We start from the raw sequence: 15,073 nt of genomic DNA, 5'->3' as shown, positions 1-15,073 counted from the left end.
CCTGTCACTTTTTCGCCGATGAGGCTCGCTTGGCCGGAGCTGGCGCCGGTGCCGCAGTGGCACGCTTCCCAGTCTTTTTGCTCTTGCCCTGCGCTGCAGCCGCTGTGGGCGCGGCCTTCGTTCCGCCCTGTTTTCCCCGGGCCATGCTTGCGCGCAGGGCCTCCATCAGGTCGATCACTTCGGCGCCCTCCCGTGGTTCCCGCCGCTCTTCGCTCACGGTGATCTTTTTGCCCGCGATCTTCTTGTCGATCGCTGCCAAGATGCGGTCTTTCTCCTCATCCTTGTAGGCCGTGGGGTCGTACCCGTCCACCGAGTTTTGTTCGATCAGCTGTTTAGCCAAAGCCAGCTCGGCTGGCTGAATCTCGGCTTTCTCCACGTGCAGATCCAGCATCGATCGGACTTCGTCAGCGTAGAGCAGTTGCTGGAGCACCAAGCCCTCGTCGTTCGCCCGCACCTGCACCATGTACTGCTTGCCTTTCCAGACCCACTGCGCGAGCGCACAGGTCCCGGTCTTACGCAAGGCTTCGGCCAACAGGTTGTATGGCTTGCCACCGCGCTTGTCCGGGCCCAGGTAGTAGGCCTTGTCGAAATAGATGGGGTCGACGGCTCCGGCCGGCATGAACGAGACGATATCGATCGTGTGCTTCGCCTCCTCTTCCAACGCCTTCAGTTCGTCCGACTCAAACACAGCATAGTGATCCGGCTCGAACTCGTAGCCCTTGACCATCTCGGAGCGCTCGACCACCACATCCTCTCGGATGCACACATACTGCTGCTTGAGCCGGGAACCGCAGCCTTTGTGCAGCAGATTGAAGCCGACCCCCGAGTTGCTTTCCGTGGCACTGAAGATCTTCACGGGGATCGACACGAGGCCGAAGCTGAGAGAGAGGGAAGCGATGGAACGGGCAGCCATGGCGATCACCGTACAGGTGGGGAGTACACCGATCTAGCTTAGATCGTGCCCGCCGAATCGGCGGCGCTCCACTGTCACTTTGCGGATAGGCGAGCACTTCCTGGAGAAACATGTGCATGTAATTTCTGTCGGACCTGCATGGCGGCCAGTGCCATACCACGTGTCGGACATAGGCCTATTGCCGCTTCCATGGGTCGGGGAAATACTGCGATTACAGAAGACGAGGAAGCGAAGACGATCATGGCGAACAAGAATGTGCACGTCGTTCCACACGGCGATCAATGGCATGTCCTGCGCGAGGGCGCCCACGAGCCCTCTTCCGCGCATGACGACCTGGAGGACGCCATCGCGGCCGGCACGGCAGAGGCAAAGCAGGACACGGTCGAGTTGCTGGTCCATGGGCGAGACGGGCAGATCCGCATGCGCAACAGCTACGGGGAGGATCCCCGCGGCGTGAAAGCGTAAAGCCCGCGCCGCCCGGTCTGTGAACTCAGTCCATGGCTAAGTCGGCCTCTTCCAACGCGCGAACCCTGGAGCGATACCGTCAGAAGCGTGATTTCGCTGCGACGACGGAGCCGATCGGCCAGGTGTCCGCTGCGGGCGCCGCCAGCGGCGCACTGGGCTTTGTCGTGCAGAAGCATGCGGCTCGCCGGCTCCACTACGACTTTCGTCTCGAGCTGGAGGGTACCCTCAAGAGTTGGGCGGTCCCCAAGGGACCCAGCTTGGATCCCACAGAGAAGCGGATGGCCGTGCACGTCGAGGATCACCCGCTGGATTATGCGAGCTTCGAAGGCGTGATCCCGCCCAAGGAATACGGGGCCGGCACGGTCATCGTTTGGGATCGAGGGACATGGATGCCGGTCGGCGATCCGGTGGCCGGCTACCAAAGCGGCAAGCTGAAGTTCGAGTTGCAAGGTGAGAAGCTACATGGCCATTGGACCTTGGTCAGGATGCGCGGTCGCGGCGACGAGCGTCAGGATCCGTGGCTCTTAATCAAGGAGCGGGACGCGTTCGCGCGCTCTGCCGCAGAGTACGACGTCACCGAAGCCCTGCCGGACAGCGTACTGGCCCAGGGCAACAGCAAATCGGCTGCCGGCGGCAACGCAAAGACTGCCGTGCCAAAGCAGCGTCGCTCGCGCCCGGGCCAGGGCCGACAGGTACTACCCGCTGCAGCACGCCCTGCCCCCCTTCCGCTTGCGTTGGCCCCGCAACTGGCAACGCTCACTTCAACGGTGCCGCGCAACGCCAAGCAATGGGCCTATGAGATCAAGTTCGACGGCATTCGGTTGTTGGCAAGGATCGACGGCGATGACGTCCGTCTCTTCACGAGGAATGGCCATGACTGGACATCGCGCCTCAAATCGCTTGCGGCGGAGATACGCGCTCTTGGCCTCGGCTCCGCCTGGTTGGATGGGGAGATCGTGATACTCAGCGCCAACGGCACCACGGACTTCCAAGCGCTGCAGAATGCTTTTGATAGTTCGAAGGTGGAGGACATCCTGTACTTCGTCTTTGACTTCCCCTTCTTCCAAGGCCACGACCTACGACTGGTTCCGTTGGCCGAGCGCAGGGCGCTCCTCAAAGCGGTGATAGCCGTGCCAGCCGCGACACGAGTCAGGTACAGCGAGGCCTTTGAGGGCACCCCTGACGACCTTCTTGCCGCAGCGTGCCAGATGGGCCTTGAAGGTCTGATTGGCAAGCGCGTCGACGCGCCCTATGTCTCCGCCCGAGCGCCCAGCTGGATCAAGCTCAAATGCAAACAGCGGCAAGAATTCGTCATCTGCGGATTCACGGCCCCGAAGGGTAGCCGACAAGGCCTCGGCGCGCTCCTGCTTGGCCTACACGACGAAACCGGGAAACTGCACTACGCGGGCAGCGTTGGCAGCGGTCTGGATTCGCGCATGCTGACCAAGTTGCTCGCCATGCTGACGGAACTGGAAGTGCCAGTCTGCCCGTTGGGAAAGCTACCACCGCGCGTAGTCGCCCGATGGGTCAAGCCGAAGCTGGTGGCCGAGATCTCGTTCGCCGAGTGGACCAAAGAAGGGCGAATCCGGCATCCCGTCTTCCATGCCTTGCGTGCTGACAAGGCCGCGGGCAACGTGACAAGGGAGCGGCCTGTCGATGTGGAACAGCTCCGGCCTCGGCCAGCGCGCTCGGTCAAGGTATCCAACGCGGATCGGGTGATTGATCCAACGACCGGGCTGACGAAAGGCGACCTGGTCGGGTTCTACGAAGCCATCGCGCCGCACCTGCTGCCTCATCTGCGCGGGCGCCCTGTGTCCTTGGTACGCGGGCCAACGGGCATCGACGGCGAGCTGTTCTTCCAGAAGCACGCCGAGACCATCAAGATCCCTGGGATCAACGTCCTCGATGCCAGCCTATGGGCCGGGTACCCGCCGCTCTTGGAAATCGCCAGCCAGACGGCCATCGTCGCTGCTGCGCAGCTGAACGTGATCGAGTTCCATACGTGGAATGCGACCAAGCGTGCCATCGACAAGCCGGATCGCGTCATTTTCGATCTGGACCCCGGTGATGGCGTGCCGTGGCGGCACATGCTTGACGCCGCTATGCTGACAAAGACAATGCTGGATGAGCTTGGCCTGGTGAGCTTTCTCAAGACCAGCGGTGGCAAAGGCCTGCATGTCGTTGTGCCCATTGCGCCCAAACTGCAGTGGTCCACGGTGAAGACGTTCTCGCAAGATGTCGTTCTTCATATCGCCCAGACTATTCCGCAGCGTTTCGTTTCTAAGAGCGGGTCGCGCAATCGCGTGGGTAAGGTCTACATCGACTACCTGCGCAACGGCCAAGGTGCGACGACGGTGTCCGCATTCTCTGCGCGCGCACGGCCAGGTCTCGGGGTTTCGGTGCCGGTATCCTGGCAGGAACTGGAGGAACTGACAGCGGGCGATCATTGGACGATCCGGACCGCCCTGCAGCGCGTGGACGCCGCCGGCTACGTCGATCCGTGGGCGGAGTACGCCGATACTAGAAAGGTGCAACAAATTGGTACGGCCATCCGCAAGCTGGCTGGCTAGTCGATTGGGGAATTTGTCATGGCAACCCTTGAGGCGTTTCCTACCGCGGAGCGCGATGCCTTTACCAGCGCTTGCCGTCGATACGGATTCATCGCGGCAGACTTCAGCGTCTGGGACATGACCGAGAAACAGGTTCGCCTGGTCAGCGTACTGAGACCTGAGACAGGCACTCTGATGCACTATGCAGCAGGGTCTCGTGATTCTTGGTCGACCAAATTCGAGCACGACCTGGCCATCCGGGTCTTCGGAGACGCCCCCGAGTAAAACCTCGACGCTGCCCCCTCTGCGAAGGACCCACAAGGGACAGTCGCCTTTCTCCAGAGCGGACTTTCATAGCCCGGCTTCGGCGAGTAGCCGCTCCCTTACAGATGTTCCCTTATTCAGCAATCGAACGAATAACCCTCGCCGGATTTCCACCGACAAGAGTATTCGGGGGGACGTCCTTGGTGACTACCGATCCTGCTGCGACAACCGAGTTCTCGCCTACGGTTACGCCGCCAATAATGGTCGCGCCGGCTGCGATCCAGACGTTTCTCTCAATCGCGATGGGCCTTGCGATTACGCCGTTATGCCGCTTGGAAGGTTCAATGGGATGGCCAGATGTGATGATGCTCACGTTCGGCCCAATCATCACATCATCGGCAATGTCGAGTCCGCCAAGGTCATAGAAAGTGCAATTCTGATTTACGAAGACATTGCGCCCGATACTGATATCAACCCCGCCGGTCGTGTAGAACGGTGGTATCAATAAAAAGCTGTCGTCCACCTTCTTACCGATGAGATCGCTGAACAAGGCACGGACTGCATCCGCATCGTTGAATGTCAACCGGTTGAGAGTGGCGGTGATCGCCATCGCTCGTTTGATGTCTGCTGACATGGCAGCTGATTCCGGCGTTCTCCTAGGAATTACTTTGGTGCGGTCATCATTCGCCATTCGTTTATTCCTTCGATAGCCAAGCGGTCGGTCCGATTGTCGACGATCTAGCCCTCCCTGTCGATTGACCGTACCTGGCCGGTCGGCGACGCTGGCGGCAGTCAGGCGGTCTCGGTCGCGGCGGCGGGCCAAGTGTGGTAGCCCCCGGTGCGGGCCTTTCTATCGATCTTGCGATGCCAGATGAGACCTTCGACGTCAAATCTTCCTTCCACCCGTGCCGGCCAGCCATCGCGGTCGCTGGCTAGGATAGCGAGGTGCTGGTCTTGGATCGGTATGTAGCGCATGGCGGAGACAGGAAATGGAGTTACCCCGTATTGACGGCCGCCTCTCCAATATCTTGACCCACTCACTGCTTTAGTCAGCAGAGGGTGAACCTGTGTGCCGACCGTCGGGTCCTTGGCTCAGCGTCGGCGGGACTGGCTCGCCAGTCCAGCTAATGCCGGTTTCCAGAAAAGCGTCCCTTAAAGCACTTTTATGTCCATAAAAGAAATTCGTGACCACTGTATGTATATACAGTAAACTGGGTCGCATGGACTCATCCCACAGCCATGCCGACGCCCAATCCAGAATCCATCCATCCCGCCCTATGGAAAGCCTCCCAGCTCGCCCGGGTGAACGGTCGCACCGTCAGCACCGGCTATCCGGTGCTGACGGCCGAGCTGCCGGGTGGCGGCTGGCCGACGGCATCGCTGATCGAGCTTTTGGTTCGCCAGCCGGGTGTGGGGGAATTGCGCCTATTGCGCCCCGCGCTGGCGGAGGTCTGTAAGCGGCCTATCGCCCTGATTCAGCCGCCGCAAACGCCACAGGCACTCGCATTGGCCAGCTGGGGCGTGCCGCCCGAACGTCTGCTGTGGATTGATTCTGTTGAAAAACTCGGTTTGGATATCGATCGGGATAGGCGTTCGCTCCCGGTGGGGCTCGCGTTGATCTGCGGCGCCCGAGCTTCGAGGGTCTTCCGACCTAGTGCATCGCGGCTAAGCCGCTATCGCATTCATATCTTCACCGAACGGCATCAGCCGCTTTGCCATTCGTCGCAGATTTTGCGCTGTTGCTGCTAGTAGGAACTCGTCCTGTGCCCCAGTTAGCCCTCGTAGCCGCAAGCGATCCAGTTTCAGGATTCGTTTTAGATGAGCAAATAGCATTTCGACCTTCTTTCGCTCCCTGCGCGACCGCTTGAACTCCGGTGTCGCCGAGAGCTTCCGTGCCGCGTCACGCGCGTTCTCGTGGACGCTGCGTGCGATCTTGCGGAATGGCATGTTTGGGCAGCATTGATTCTTCATCACGCACCCACCACAGTCATGCTGGCTGGATCGATAGATGACGGTGTCGGCCTTCGTGATGTGAGTGCGTGGGTTCGTATATGCACGCCAATCGCTGCGCAGAGCCTTGTCTCCAGGGCAGCGGTACTCATTGGCTTGCTCGTCCCAACGGAAGTCCTCTCTCGGAAACGTGCCATCGTCGCGACGGGTCTTGTCCCAAACTGGAACATGAGGTGCGATCGCTTTCTCTTCGACCATCCACCCGAGCATTGGCGCGGTCCCATAGGCGGTATCGCCGGCAAGACGCTGAGGTTTAAGAGCAAAGCGTTCTTCGACTCTGTTGATCATCGTCTTCGTTGACTCCACCTCTGCGGTTCGATGCGCGGGGGTGGCCTCGACGTCCAGGATGATTCCCGCGTGCAGGTCGATCAGGTAGTTGGTCGAGTAAGCAAAGAAGGCAGGGCCACCGGGTGCCGCGGTCCAGCGCGATGCCGGATCAGTCAACGAGATGCTCTTCGGCGGGATCGTAGGCTCTGCCTCGGACGCTGCGTCGTCCTTGATTTTATTGACCTCATCAGCGCAGCAAGGTATTCGCGAACGGCGCGGCTAGGGCCTTCGCCTTGGTTCCAATCGATGATCTCCGTTCCCGCCACGCCTCGGGAGCGATTTGCGTCTGCCTTGATGATGCTCGCGTCGACAGCAAAGCCTTCGCCTTGAACCAGCCCTTCCGCCATACAACGGCGAAGGACCATCTCGAACACGTGACGCAGCGCGCCGCTTTCGCGGAAGCGGCCATGGCGATTCTTGGAGAACGTTGAGTGATCGGGAATTGGATCTTCGAGACCAAGCCGACAGAACCAGCGATAAGCCAGGTTCAGATGAATCTCTTCGCAGAGGCGGCGCTCTGACCGAATGCCAAAGCAGTAGCCCACGATGAGCATGCGAACCATCAACTCGGGATCAATCGAGGGGCGCCCGGTGTGGCTGTAGTAAGGCGCGAGGTGTTGGCGAAGATCGCCAAGATCGAAGAACCGATCAATGCCACGCAAGAGGTGGCTACGGGGCACATGGTCATCAAGGTTGAACGAGTAGAAGACCTATCCTGCGATCCAACTTGTTGACCCATCATGGCGAAACCCTCGTCGAACGATGATCTCAAGGATAGGTGCCGACGTTCCGTGATGCCGAGTTTTTCAACAGAATCGGAGTTCAACGGTCACCCGCCTCCACTGTTGCTTCGGCAGCTACACCGAACGCCGATCTCACGCGCGAGTTCTTGTCCCGCTCGCTGAAGGCGGCCCCGGCCGCGGCGACGGGCGACGTTGGCCAAGCACGTCCATGCCATATTCAAAGCGCACGCGATCGCCGAACGCGAGGTGGAGTCCATCTTCGCCAGGCGGATCGCCAAGCGCTCCATCAGCAACGCCCAAGGGGCGATCTCTTACCACTTCTGTGGCGACGCATGGATATCGGTCGCCTTCCGCCGCGCGCACGACATCTTCGTCCGCCTTTCCGAGGGGTGGGCGAAGTTCGGCCGTTCGGCTATGCTCGGCGCACCCCGCAACGAACGTTTTCAGCGCTTTCTTCATGAAGAACAACACCATAGTAGTCCGCGCAGTCCTCATTCCCGTACTCTTGCTGGGGGGAATTGCCTTCCCATTTCTCTTGCTACTTGCGGCCTTTGTGGCGTGGACACTGTGGCAAGACCTGACTGGCCCGAAGGCGTCGGAACCCGATCCCAACGCCTGGTACGTCCTTCGGCACACGGCCGGGCCCGATGATCCGAACTGGAAGAGCTATTTCACGCCTGTCTGCGAATCGCCGGCGGAAACAGCCTTTCTGGAGGCCATGATCACTGCATTCGCTCTCGTTCCGGACAAGGGTGTATTGAAGGGGCCCGGAGTCACGCTCGATTTGCAGGTCAAGATTCCGCCGTACCGAGCTGACTTCGTAGCGAACGGGAAGCTGGTCATCGAGGTAGATGGGGCGGCCTATCATTCGTCGCAGGAGGCGATTGAGCGAGACGGTGACCGAGATGCCGTTCTTGTTGCGAAGGGCTACCAAGTCGTGCGGATTCCGGCGAGGGTCGTATTCGCCAGTCCACAGCAAGCGATCCGAAGCGTGCAAGCGGGACTGAACAGCCTCCGTAAAGCGCAAGCTAGTCAAGAGATAGCCGACCAGCAAGCACCCCGCACCTCCCTGAAGTCGATGTTCTCCTCAGCAGGTAAGGCTATCTCCGATGTGACTGATTATGTGGAACGTGCATCGGCCGTCCAGGCGGCGACTGAGCACGCTCGCGCACAGTTTGAGTCAGAGAAGACCGTGATCGGCATCGCCGTCCAAACGGCGCAGCGCAGACTGAAGGTCGAGGCGTTCTGTGCGCAAAGCGAGGAACATCGCAAGCAATTTCAGGAGTCCTACGACCGCATAGAAATGCGCCTCGAGCATAAGGAGATGCCCACGATTCATATCGAGCCGATCGCTGCGCCGGCTTTGCATGCTGACCCCGTGATCAATGAGGCAATCCAGAGCGCGTATCAACACTTGATCCAGGATCGCACCGAATACTTCGCAAAGATCCGAGATAGTCTGCGTGGTGAAGATGCGATGCGGCCGCTCGTGCAGGAATCGCTAGCGAAGTATGGCTGCGCATCTTGCTGGGTGCATATCTGCTAAGGATTGCAGTGGGTGGCCGCCTATGACCAGTGGAGCAGCGCCGTGCCGGATCTCAATCTCTCCGCTCAGGTCACTTTTCTCGCCTGACCCGCCGTTCCGTAGTCATGTCGGCCACCCGTGCGCCTCGGCCAAAGGTCGTAGTTCGCCTAGCTCACTCATCTGGCCGACGTGCGCACGATCAAAGTTTCATAGGCTGATCCAGTGTCACTACTGTAAAGGGGGCATTGGCATGAGATTCGTGGCGCTGGACGTGGAAACCGCGAACCCCGACCTGTCCAGCATCTGCCAGATTGGGTTAGTTCTGTTTGAGAACGGTTCCCCTGTAGAGGCATGGTCAACTCTCGTCGATCCTGAGGACTGGTTCGACGACATGAACGTGTCCGTTCATGGCATCGACGAGCGGAAGGTCAAAGGCTCGCCAAACTTCAAGACCATTTTCCCGGAACTGGCTCGCAAGATCGGTGGTCATGTGGTCGCCACGCACACCGAGTTTGACAGGAGCTTTGTGGCTAAGGCGTCGGCGCGCCATGGGATGCCCATTCCCTATTGCTGCTGGCTGGATACGCCCTGCGTCGCTCGAAGTGCCTGGCCAGACGTTGCACAGCGTGGATATGGGCTCGCGTCGCTGGCCGAAAGGTTCGACATCGGATTCGCCCACCATGACGCGGCGGAGGACGCAAAGGCGGCGGGCCTGATTCTTGTTCGTGCGATCGCCGAGACTGGACTCGATCTCGCAGGATGGATTGAACGGGTGAAGCGTCCGTTGAACCAGCGGGGCGCCGGCGGCAGGGTGCACATGGACGGCAATCCGGAGGGACCTCTGCTCGGCGAAATTGTCGTCTTCACGGGTTCGCTGTCAGTCGCGAGGAGGGAGGCCGCGGATATGGCCGCCCAGATAGGCTGCAAAGCGCGTACCACAACCTCACCGCGAAGCGACTGCCCCAGTACCTGAGCGGTGGTACAAAAGGTTCCGACCCGAAACGTCGAAAATCGGTTACTGACAAGCAGATCGCACTGCAGAAAGCGATTCGGAAGGTCAAACTCTATTGTGTTGCCTGGCCGCTGGAGCTCCCCCGAATGGGAGCGCGCCGCGAACATGGAAATCCCCATCCTTTACTAAAGCACGCTGCTATGTCGACTTTGCCCACACCCGCAGAGCTAATTGCATATCTCCGGTCCCCGGCCATGGCGCTGTCGGACTCGCATCTCGCAGCTCTTCAGTCTCGGCTCAACTATATCGCAGAGATCGTTGACATGATTGCGGAGTGGTCGGATGCGCGCGACCGCTCAATCCTATCTCTGCTAGATGACATCGAAAACGATGTGCTTGTCATCATCGGAAGCGAAAGCAAGCCGGACGAGGAAGACTCGACCTACATCATGCACTGTTCTTGGACCTCCGATGCGAGCAAAGCGGGGATGTACGAGAGTCTTCCCAAGAAGGTAGCCGCGATAATGACTCTAGGCATTGGCAAGATCCTCCTCCCCGCGGCAGACGTCGAAAAGTGGGTATTAAACTGGCGCGCTGCCATGCAAGAGTTGCTTGCAGCCTTCACAAGGTCGGCCAATCTCGACCAAGCGATGGGACGATTGATGGGGTTGGACATCATGCTCACTAACCTGCTGTCGTTCATTGCTGCGATGCGATTGAATCCGATGATTGAGAGGTAGATGTCCGCAGCCGGATGGCCCAGCACGGCCTGAGCGGGAGGGAGATGTTTAATTTGATCCAACCTCTACCTAGAGTTCTCGGTCGGTCAAGAAAACTAGGGCGATCCACAGTGGATCAATTTAAACGCCTCCCTACTTTGCGCCCAAAAAATGGGGATGAAGACCGTTCTCAGGGGCCCGTGAACGCTGTTCGCGCCCGTATCGACGCCAACTACGTAAGCGCCCTACGTTCCCACCTTGAGTTGATCGAAGCGATCCTGCATCTTCCCCACGAAGGAGATCGTGGAGACGATCGATAAAGTGTCGACAGTTGCGCGGCCGCGCAGGCGCGAGTACAGCGCCAAATTCAAGATGACGGTGCTCGAGCAGATCCGACAGGAGGACGCATCGGTGGCTGGAGTGGCACTCAGCCACGGCGTGGACCCCAACATGGTGCACCGATGGATGCGCGAAGACCGTCAGCGCCAGATGCCGGCAACGCTGCAGAACGGCGGCGCGTTTGTACCGCTGCAGGTGCTGCCCTCGCCCGCAGCCGGGCAACTCGCTGATGCAGACCGATGCGAGACGCCAGCGCCGGCGACGCCCGAGGTAATCCACATCGAGATTCAACGCGCAGCCGGCACGTTGATCGTGCCCGAACGGTCGCAATGGCCGAGAAGCCGCCATTTCCGGCGGGGACTCGCCACGCTGACCTGCTTTAGAATGGGTTGAAGCAACGCACAAGGCCTCGTCTACCGAGATAGTGGCGATCACGGCGCCAGATGTACAAGCCTCATCATCGCATCTTCACAAATTAGTACAGCACGCGATAGGTCGACTGCACTAGGCCGGACGGAAAGTGCCGGCTTGATTCGAGCGCCAGACTGACGTCACGCGGCAGGGCGCCGAACAATGGTCTGCCAGCCCCGATCAACACTGGCACGGTGGTGACCACCAAATCGGCAATCAATCCGTCGCGCAGAAACGACTGAAGCAACTGACCGCCATCGACGTACACGCGACGCGCGCCCTCAGCCTCCAGTTGCCTCATCGCATCCGTGGGCGTGCTATCTGAGAACCGCACCTTTCCCTGCAGCCTCTCCGGCACGGGCTTCCCAGCCAATTGCCGGGACAGCACCAGAACGGGCTTGTCGTAAGCCCATTCGCCCAGCGTGAGGACTTTTTCGTAGCAGCCTCGGCCCATAATGATCGCGTCTTTGTCGGCGATGAAGGTCGGATAGCCATGGTCTTCTGTCGGCTCATCTCGGTTCAGAAGCCAGTCGATGTCCCCATCGGGTCGGGCGATATAGCCGTCAAGGCTGGTAGCAATAAAGACGTGTCCTGTGATCATTGTCAGTCTATTGTTCTGTCGGATCGCGCTCAAGCTTTAGCCGGCGCCTCGGCCCGTGGCGCAGACTCTTCGGTCCCGCCAGACACAATCCATGAAGTTTGCGACGCTCGAATGGCCATTATCGTTGAAGGCGGGCGTTCGCACCGAAGGGCGTCTGAGTGAAACTGCGACCAACGACACCAATTACGGCTTGCAAGCGTATGTGTTTTCGGCGGATGACCAGCGTGCGCGCGAGCTCGCACGGAGAATCGAAGCGGGTCGAGTACTGGTCAACACGCTGGCACACGAACCGGCCGCGCCATTCGGGGGCTTCAAGCAATCTGGTATTAACCGCGAGTACGGCACGTTTTGGCTCGAGGCTTTTCTCGAGCTGAAAGCAGTTCTCACTGTTTCCTGATCGCGCAACCCAAACGCGCGTTGAAACGACTCGCCCGCAAGGCGGATTTCCAGCGTATGTGAGTACTGGAAGATGATGAACGGTTGGCGCGGGCGCCCACTAATCTCTTCTGAATGGCAGAGGATGGACAATCAGCGCGAGCGTGGAGGAAAGTTGGTATTGATACGGCGTGGGATGGCTTACGGCCGACAACGCAACGTTCGCGGTCGCAGCGCGAAAGTCCGTTGTCTGGCGGAGCTGCCGTTCGGATGGCTCAGCGCAACTATGGGCCAAGGTCTGAAGACGGCCGTACACGAAAGTTCATCGCCGGCCAGCACTCGAGCCCCTACTGCATAAGCGGTTGCGGGCCGTGAAGTATATTTGTCACCGGCAATGGAGCCGAAGGGACAGCGTGTGCCACCGGCCCCCGACAACGGCAAAGATCGGCCACAAAGCGCCGATCACCTGCCCGAGGGCACAGACACCCCAAGGGCCGCTTTAGCCAACAGAGCGGCGGCGCACCACCCGATCCCGTGCCACATCATCGGCAACTGTGGGGAGTCGCAATAATGAGGCATACGAAAGCGTCTGTAGGAGTGGGATTCGCCGCAACCGTGCCGGAGGCTAGAGACCCAGCTTCGGCAATGCCGGCGGGGTCAGAGCTATTGTCACCGTCTTCTCCTCAGTATAGAAATGCCGGCTCGGCAGCGCCCCTTCCCTGCCGACGCCGGACTCCTTGTAGCCGCCGAAGGGAAGTCGCGGGTCGAGCGACAGCATTGGCGTATTGACCAGGACGTTGCCGGCCTGGATGCGTTGGGTCGCATCCATCGCTTCGCCCAGTTCGCCTGTCCACAGGTACGACACCAGTCCGTAGCGCGAGTGGTTGGCAACAGCGACGGCTTTGTCGAGCGAATCCACCACCAGCAGCGACGCGAACGGCCCGAAGATCTCCTCCTGGCAAACGCGCGCGGCATTGGATGGAGCCAGCACGGCGGTCGGACGGAAGTAATAGCCGCGATCGAAGCCCGGCTCGCGGGTGCCGCCCGCCAGCACCTTGCAGCCCTCGCTGCGTGCGATGTCGACATAGGACTCCACGCGCTCGTAGCTGCCGCGGAACGCCAGCGGCCCGTTCTCGCTGGACGCGTCGAGCGGATGTCCCACGCGAATGCGTTCCGCGCGATCGACAAAGCGACCGATGAACGCGTCGGCGATGTCCCGGTGCAGCACGATGCGCGAGCCCGCGAAGCATTGCTGCCCGTTGTTGGTGTAGATGCCGAGAAGCGCCGCATCGACGGCCAAGTCGAGGTCAGCGCTCGGCATGACAATGTTGGCCGACTTGCCGCCCAGTTCGAGGTCGACGCGCTTGAGCGCCTCGCCCGCCGCTGCCGCAATTTGGCGCGCCGTAGCCGTGCCGCCGGTGAAGGAGATGGCGCGCACGTCCGGATGCCGCACCAGCGCGTTGCCTGTCACGTGACCCCGTCCATTGACCAGGTTGACCACCCCGGGCGGTACACCGGCGTCGGTCAACAGCGACATCAGCCGGGCCAGCGCCAGGGGGGTGTACTCCGACGTCTTGACGACGCAAGTGTTGCCGAAGGCCAGTGCCGCCGCGATCTTTGTCGACGCGAGCGCGGTTGGCGCATTCGACGGCGAGATCAGCGCCACCACGCCCAGCGGCTCGCGCAGCACGTAGCGCAGCGTGGCGTCGCCGTCCTTGGTAGCGAGTTCGGTGGCTTGGCCCAGCCATTCGGCGTAGAAGCCGAAGCTGCCCAGGATGCGCGGCAACTGATACCGGCGGGCGTACTGCAGCGTCTGGCCGGTGTTGGCGGTTTCGAGCCACGCCAGTTCGTCGAGATTACGCTCCACCAGTTCGATGATGCGCGCGAACACAGCCTTGCGCGCCCCGGGCGCCATGCGCGGCCACGGACCGTGTGCGAAGGCGTTGCGCGCCGCCGCCACCGCGCGACCCACTTCGCCGGCGTCGGCTTCGTGCAACAGGCTGATCTGCTGCTCGTCGGCGGGATTGACGACCGGCAGCCGGGTGCCGGCACCAAGTGCGACGAACTCGCCGTCGATAAAGCTGGTGACCTCGGCTGGAATGGGAAAGCTCATGACCACAGGCCTCCGTTGACATGGATGGTTTGCGACGTGATGTAGACCGAGCCAGGCCCGATCAGGAACAGGTAGGTCCCCACCATGTCGGCGGGCTGCGCGATGCGGCGCATGGGCAGCATGCGTGTCACGGCGTCCGCATCAATCCGCTCGTTCTTCTCGGGGCGGCCGGTACCGCCTTGCAGGAAAGCGGTCTGCACCAGTCCCGGCGCGACGGCATTGACGCGGATCTCGGGCCCGCATTCGGTGGCGAGGGCACGCACCAGGTTCATCACGCCGGCCTTGGATGCTGCATAGGGACCGTAGCCTGGCAGCGACACGGCAACGCCGAACGTCGACGCCGTATGGACCATCGATCCGCCGCCGGCCGCCCGCAGCAGAGGCAATGCCGCGCGGCTGACGAGGAAGGCGCTTGTGAGTGTGCCGCGGGTGATCTCGTCCCATTCGGCGAGCGGCACGTCGGACAGGCGCATGCGCTCCTTGGTGAAGCCCACCAGGTTGATGACCGCATCTAGGCCGTCGAACTCGCGCGCGACGGTGTCGAAGGCGGCGCCCATGCTGGCTTCGTCCATTGCATCGCAGGCCACCGCCAGCGCGCCTTCCGGTGGCGGGAACAACGCCATCGAACGCGGCAGGTCGAGCACTACCACGCGCAGGCCGATCTCCACGGCGCGCGCCACCACTGCGCGGCCGATACCGCCGCAACCGCCCACCACGGCCACGCGTGTACCGGGTGGCGGAAGCAAGGTGAATCCATCCATCAGCAT

General features: G+C 60.8%; 12 protein-coding genes and 3 pseudogenes. 9 read left to right on the top strand and 6 right to left on the bottom strand.

Annotation, left to right across the window (positions count from 1 at the left end):
• Positions 1–4: 4 nt before the first annotated feature.
• The gene (gene ku / locus F7R26_RS38420) at positions 5–913 is read right to left on the bottom strand and encodes a non-homologous end joining protein Ku (protein ID WP_150984762.1); all 909 of its coding nucleotides are present in this window, start codon (positions 911–913) and stop codon (positions 5–7) included.
• Positions 914–1,153: 240 nt separating this feature from the next.
• Here ku and F7R26_RS38415 point away from each other — a divergent pair, with 240 nt between their 5' ends.
• From F7R26_RS38415 to F7R26_RS38405, 3 genes are read left to right on the top strand one after another with little or no spacing between them, the layout of a single operon-like run.
• Positions 1,154–1,378: a DUF2188 domain-containing protein gene (locus F7R26_RS38415; protein WP_150984761.1), complete on the top strand. Its 225-nt coding sequence runs from the start codon at positions 1,154–1,156 to the stop codon at positions 1,376–1,378.
• A gap of 32 nt (positions 1,379–1,410) precedes the next feature.
• The gene (gene ligD, locus F7R26_RS38410; RefSeq protein WP_150984760.1) at positions 1,411–3,948 is read left to right on the top strand and encodes a DNA ligase D; all 2,538 of its coding nucleotides are present in this window, start codon (positions 1,411–1,413) and stop codon (positions 3,946–3,948) included.
• A gap of 18 nt (positions 3,949–3,966) precedes the next feature.
• Entirely contained in the window at positions 3,967–4,212 is a 246-nt protein-coding gene (locus tag F7R26_RS38405) for a hypothetical protein (RefSeq protein WP_150984759.1), read from the top strand.
• A gap of 112 nt (positions 4,213–4,324) precedes the next feature.
• Here the strand turns inward: F7R26_RS38405 and F7R26_RS38400 are convergent, their stop codons facing one another.
• Positions 4,325–4,882 (bottom strand): sugar O-acetyltransferase, encoded by a 558-nt coding sequence (locus tag F7R26_RS38400; RefSeq protein WP_150984758.1) that lies wholly within the window; start codon positions 4,880–4,882, stop codon positions 4,325–4,327.
• Positions 4,883–5,430: 548 nt separating this feature from the next.
• On the opposite strand from F7R26_RS38400, the pseudogene F7R26_RS41335 reads away from it, so the two are divergent.
• Positions 5,431–5,739 (top strand): annotated as a pseudogene (locus F7R26_RS41335) (translesion DNA synthesis-associated protein ImuA); the annotation flags it as partial.
• A 117-nt stretch (positions 5,740–5,856) separates the two neighbouring features.
• Here F7R26_RS41335 and F7R26_RS38390 read toward each other — a convergent pair.
• Positions 5,857–7,270, bottom strand: a pseudogene (locus tag F7R26_RS38390) (transposase).
• A gap of 458 nt (positions 7,271–7,728) precedes the next feature.
• Here F7R26_RS38390 and F7R26_RS38385 point away from each other — a divergent pair.
• The 4 genes from F7R26_RS38385 to F7R26_RS38370 all read left to right on the top strand — a co-directional run bounded on the left by F7R26_RS38385 (position 7,729) and on the right by F7R26_RS38370 (position 11,199).
• Positions 7,729–8,817: an endonuclease domain-containing protein gene (locus tag F7R26_RS38385; protein WP_170301786.1), complete on the top strand. Its 1,089-nt coding sequence runs from the start codon at positions 7,729–7,731 to the stop codon at positions 8,815–8,817.
• Between the two features lie 238 nt (positions 8,818–9,055).
• Complete coding sequence (locus F7R26_RS38380; RefSeq protein ID WP_170301785.1) at positions 9,056–9,769, top strand: exonuclease domain-containing protein; 714 nt, start codon at positions 9,056–9,058, stop codon at positions 9,767–9,769.
• Between the two features lie 233 nt (positions 9,770–10,002).
• Positions 10,003–10,488, top strand: coding sequence for a hypothetical protein (locus F7R26_RS38375; RefSeq protein ID WP_150984754.1), 486 nt, complete (start codon positions 10,003–10,005; stop codon positions 10,486–10,488).
• Between the two features lie 282 nt (positions 10,489–10,770).
• Entirely contained in the window at positions 10,771–11,199 is a 429-nt protein-coding gene (locus tag F7R26_RS38370) for a transposase (RefSeq protein ID WP_241754853.1), read from the top strand.
• Between the two features lie 82 nt (positions 11,200–11,281).
• On the opposite strand, the gene F7R26_RS38365 is transcribed toward F7R26_RS38370, so the two are convergent.
• On the bottom strand, positions 11,282–11,818 hold the full coding sequence (locus tag F7R26_RS38365) for a dihydrofolate reductase family protein (protein ID WP_150984753.1): 537 nt from the start codon (positions 11,816–11,818) through the stop codon (positions 11,282–11,284).
• A 172-nt stretch (positions 11,819–11,990) separates the two neighbouring features.
• On the opposite strand from F7R26_RS38365, the pseudogene F7R26_RS38360 reads away from it, so the two are divergent.
• Positions 11,991–12,215 (top strand): annotated as a pseudogene (locus F7R26_RS38360) (aldehyde dehydrogenase family protein); the annotation flags it as partial.
• Positions 12,216–12,818: 603 nt separating this feature from the next.
• Here F7R26_RS38360 and F7R26_RS38355 read toward each other — a convergent pair.
• Positions 12,819–14,306 (bottom strand): aldehyde dehydrogenase family protein, encoded by a 1,488-nt coding sequence (locus F7R26_RS38355; RefSeq protein ID WP_150984752.1) that lies wholly within the window; start codon positions 14,304–14,306, stop codon positions 12,819–12,821.
• The gene (locus F7R26_RS38350) at positions 14,303–15,067 is read right to left on the bottom strand and encodes an SDR family NAD(P)-dependent oxidoreductase (protein ID WP_241754852.1); all 765 of its coding nucleotides are present in this window, start codon (positions 15,065–15,067) and stop codon (positions 14,303–14,305) included. The genes F7R26_RS38355 and F7R26_RS38350 overlap by 4 nt, the downstream gene beginning before the upstream one ends.
• Positions 15,068–15,073 lie beyond the last annotated feature (6 nt).

Source organism: Cupriavidus basilensis, assembly GCF_008801925.2.
Classification (GTDB): domain Bacteria; phylum Pseudomonadota; class Gammaproteobacteria; order Burkholderiales; family Burkholderiaceae; genus Cupriavidus; species Cupriavidus basilensis.
This window is presented reverse-complemented; position numbering and strand designations above follow the sequence as displayed.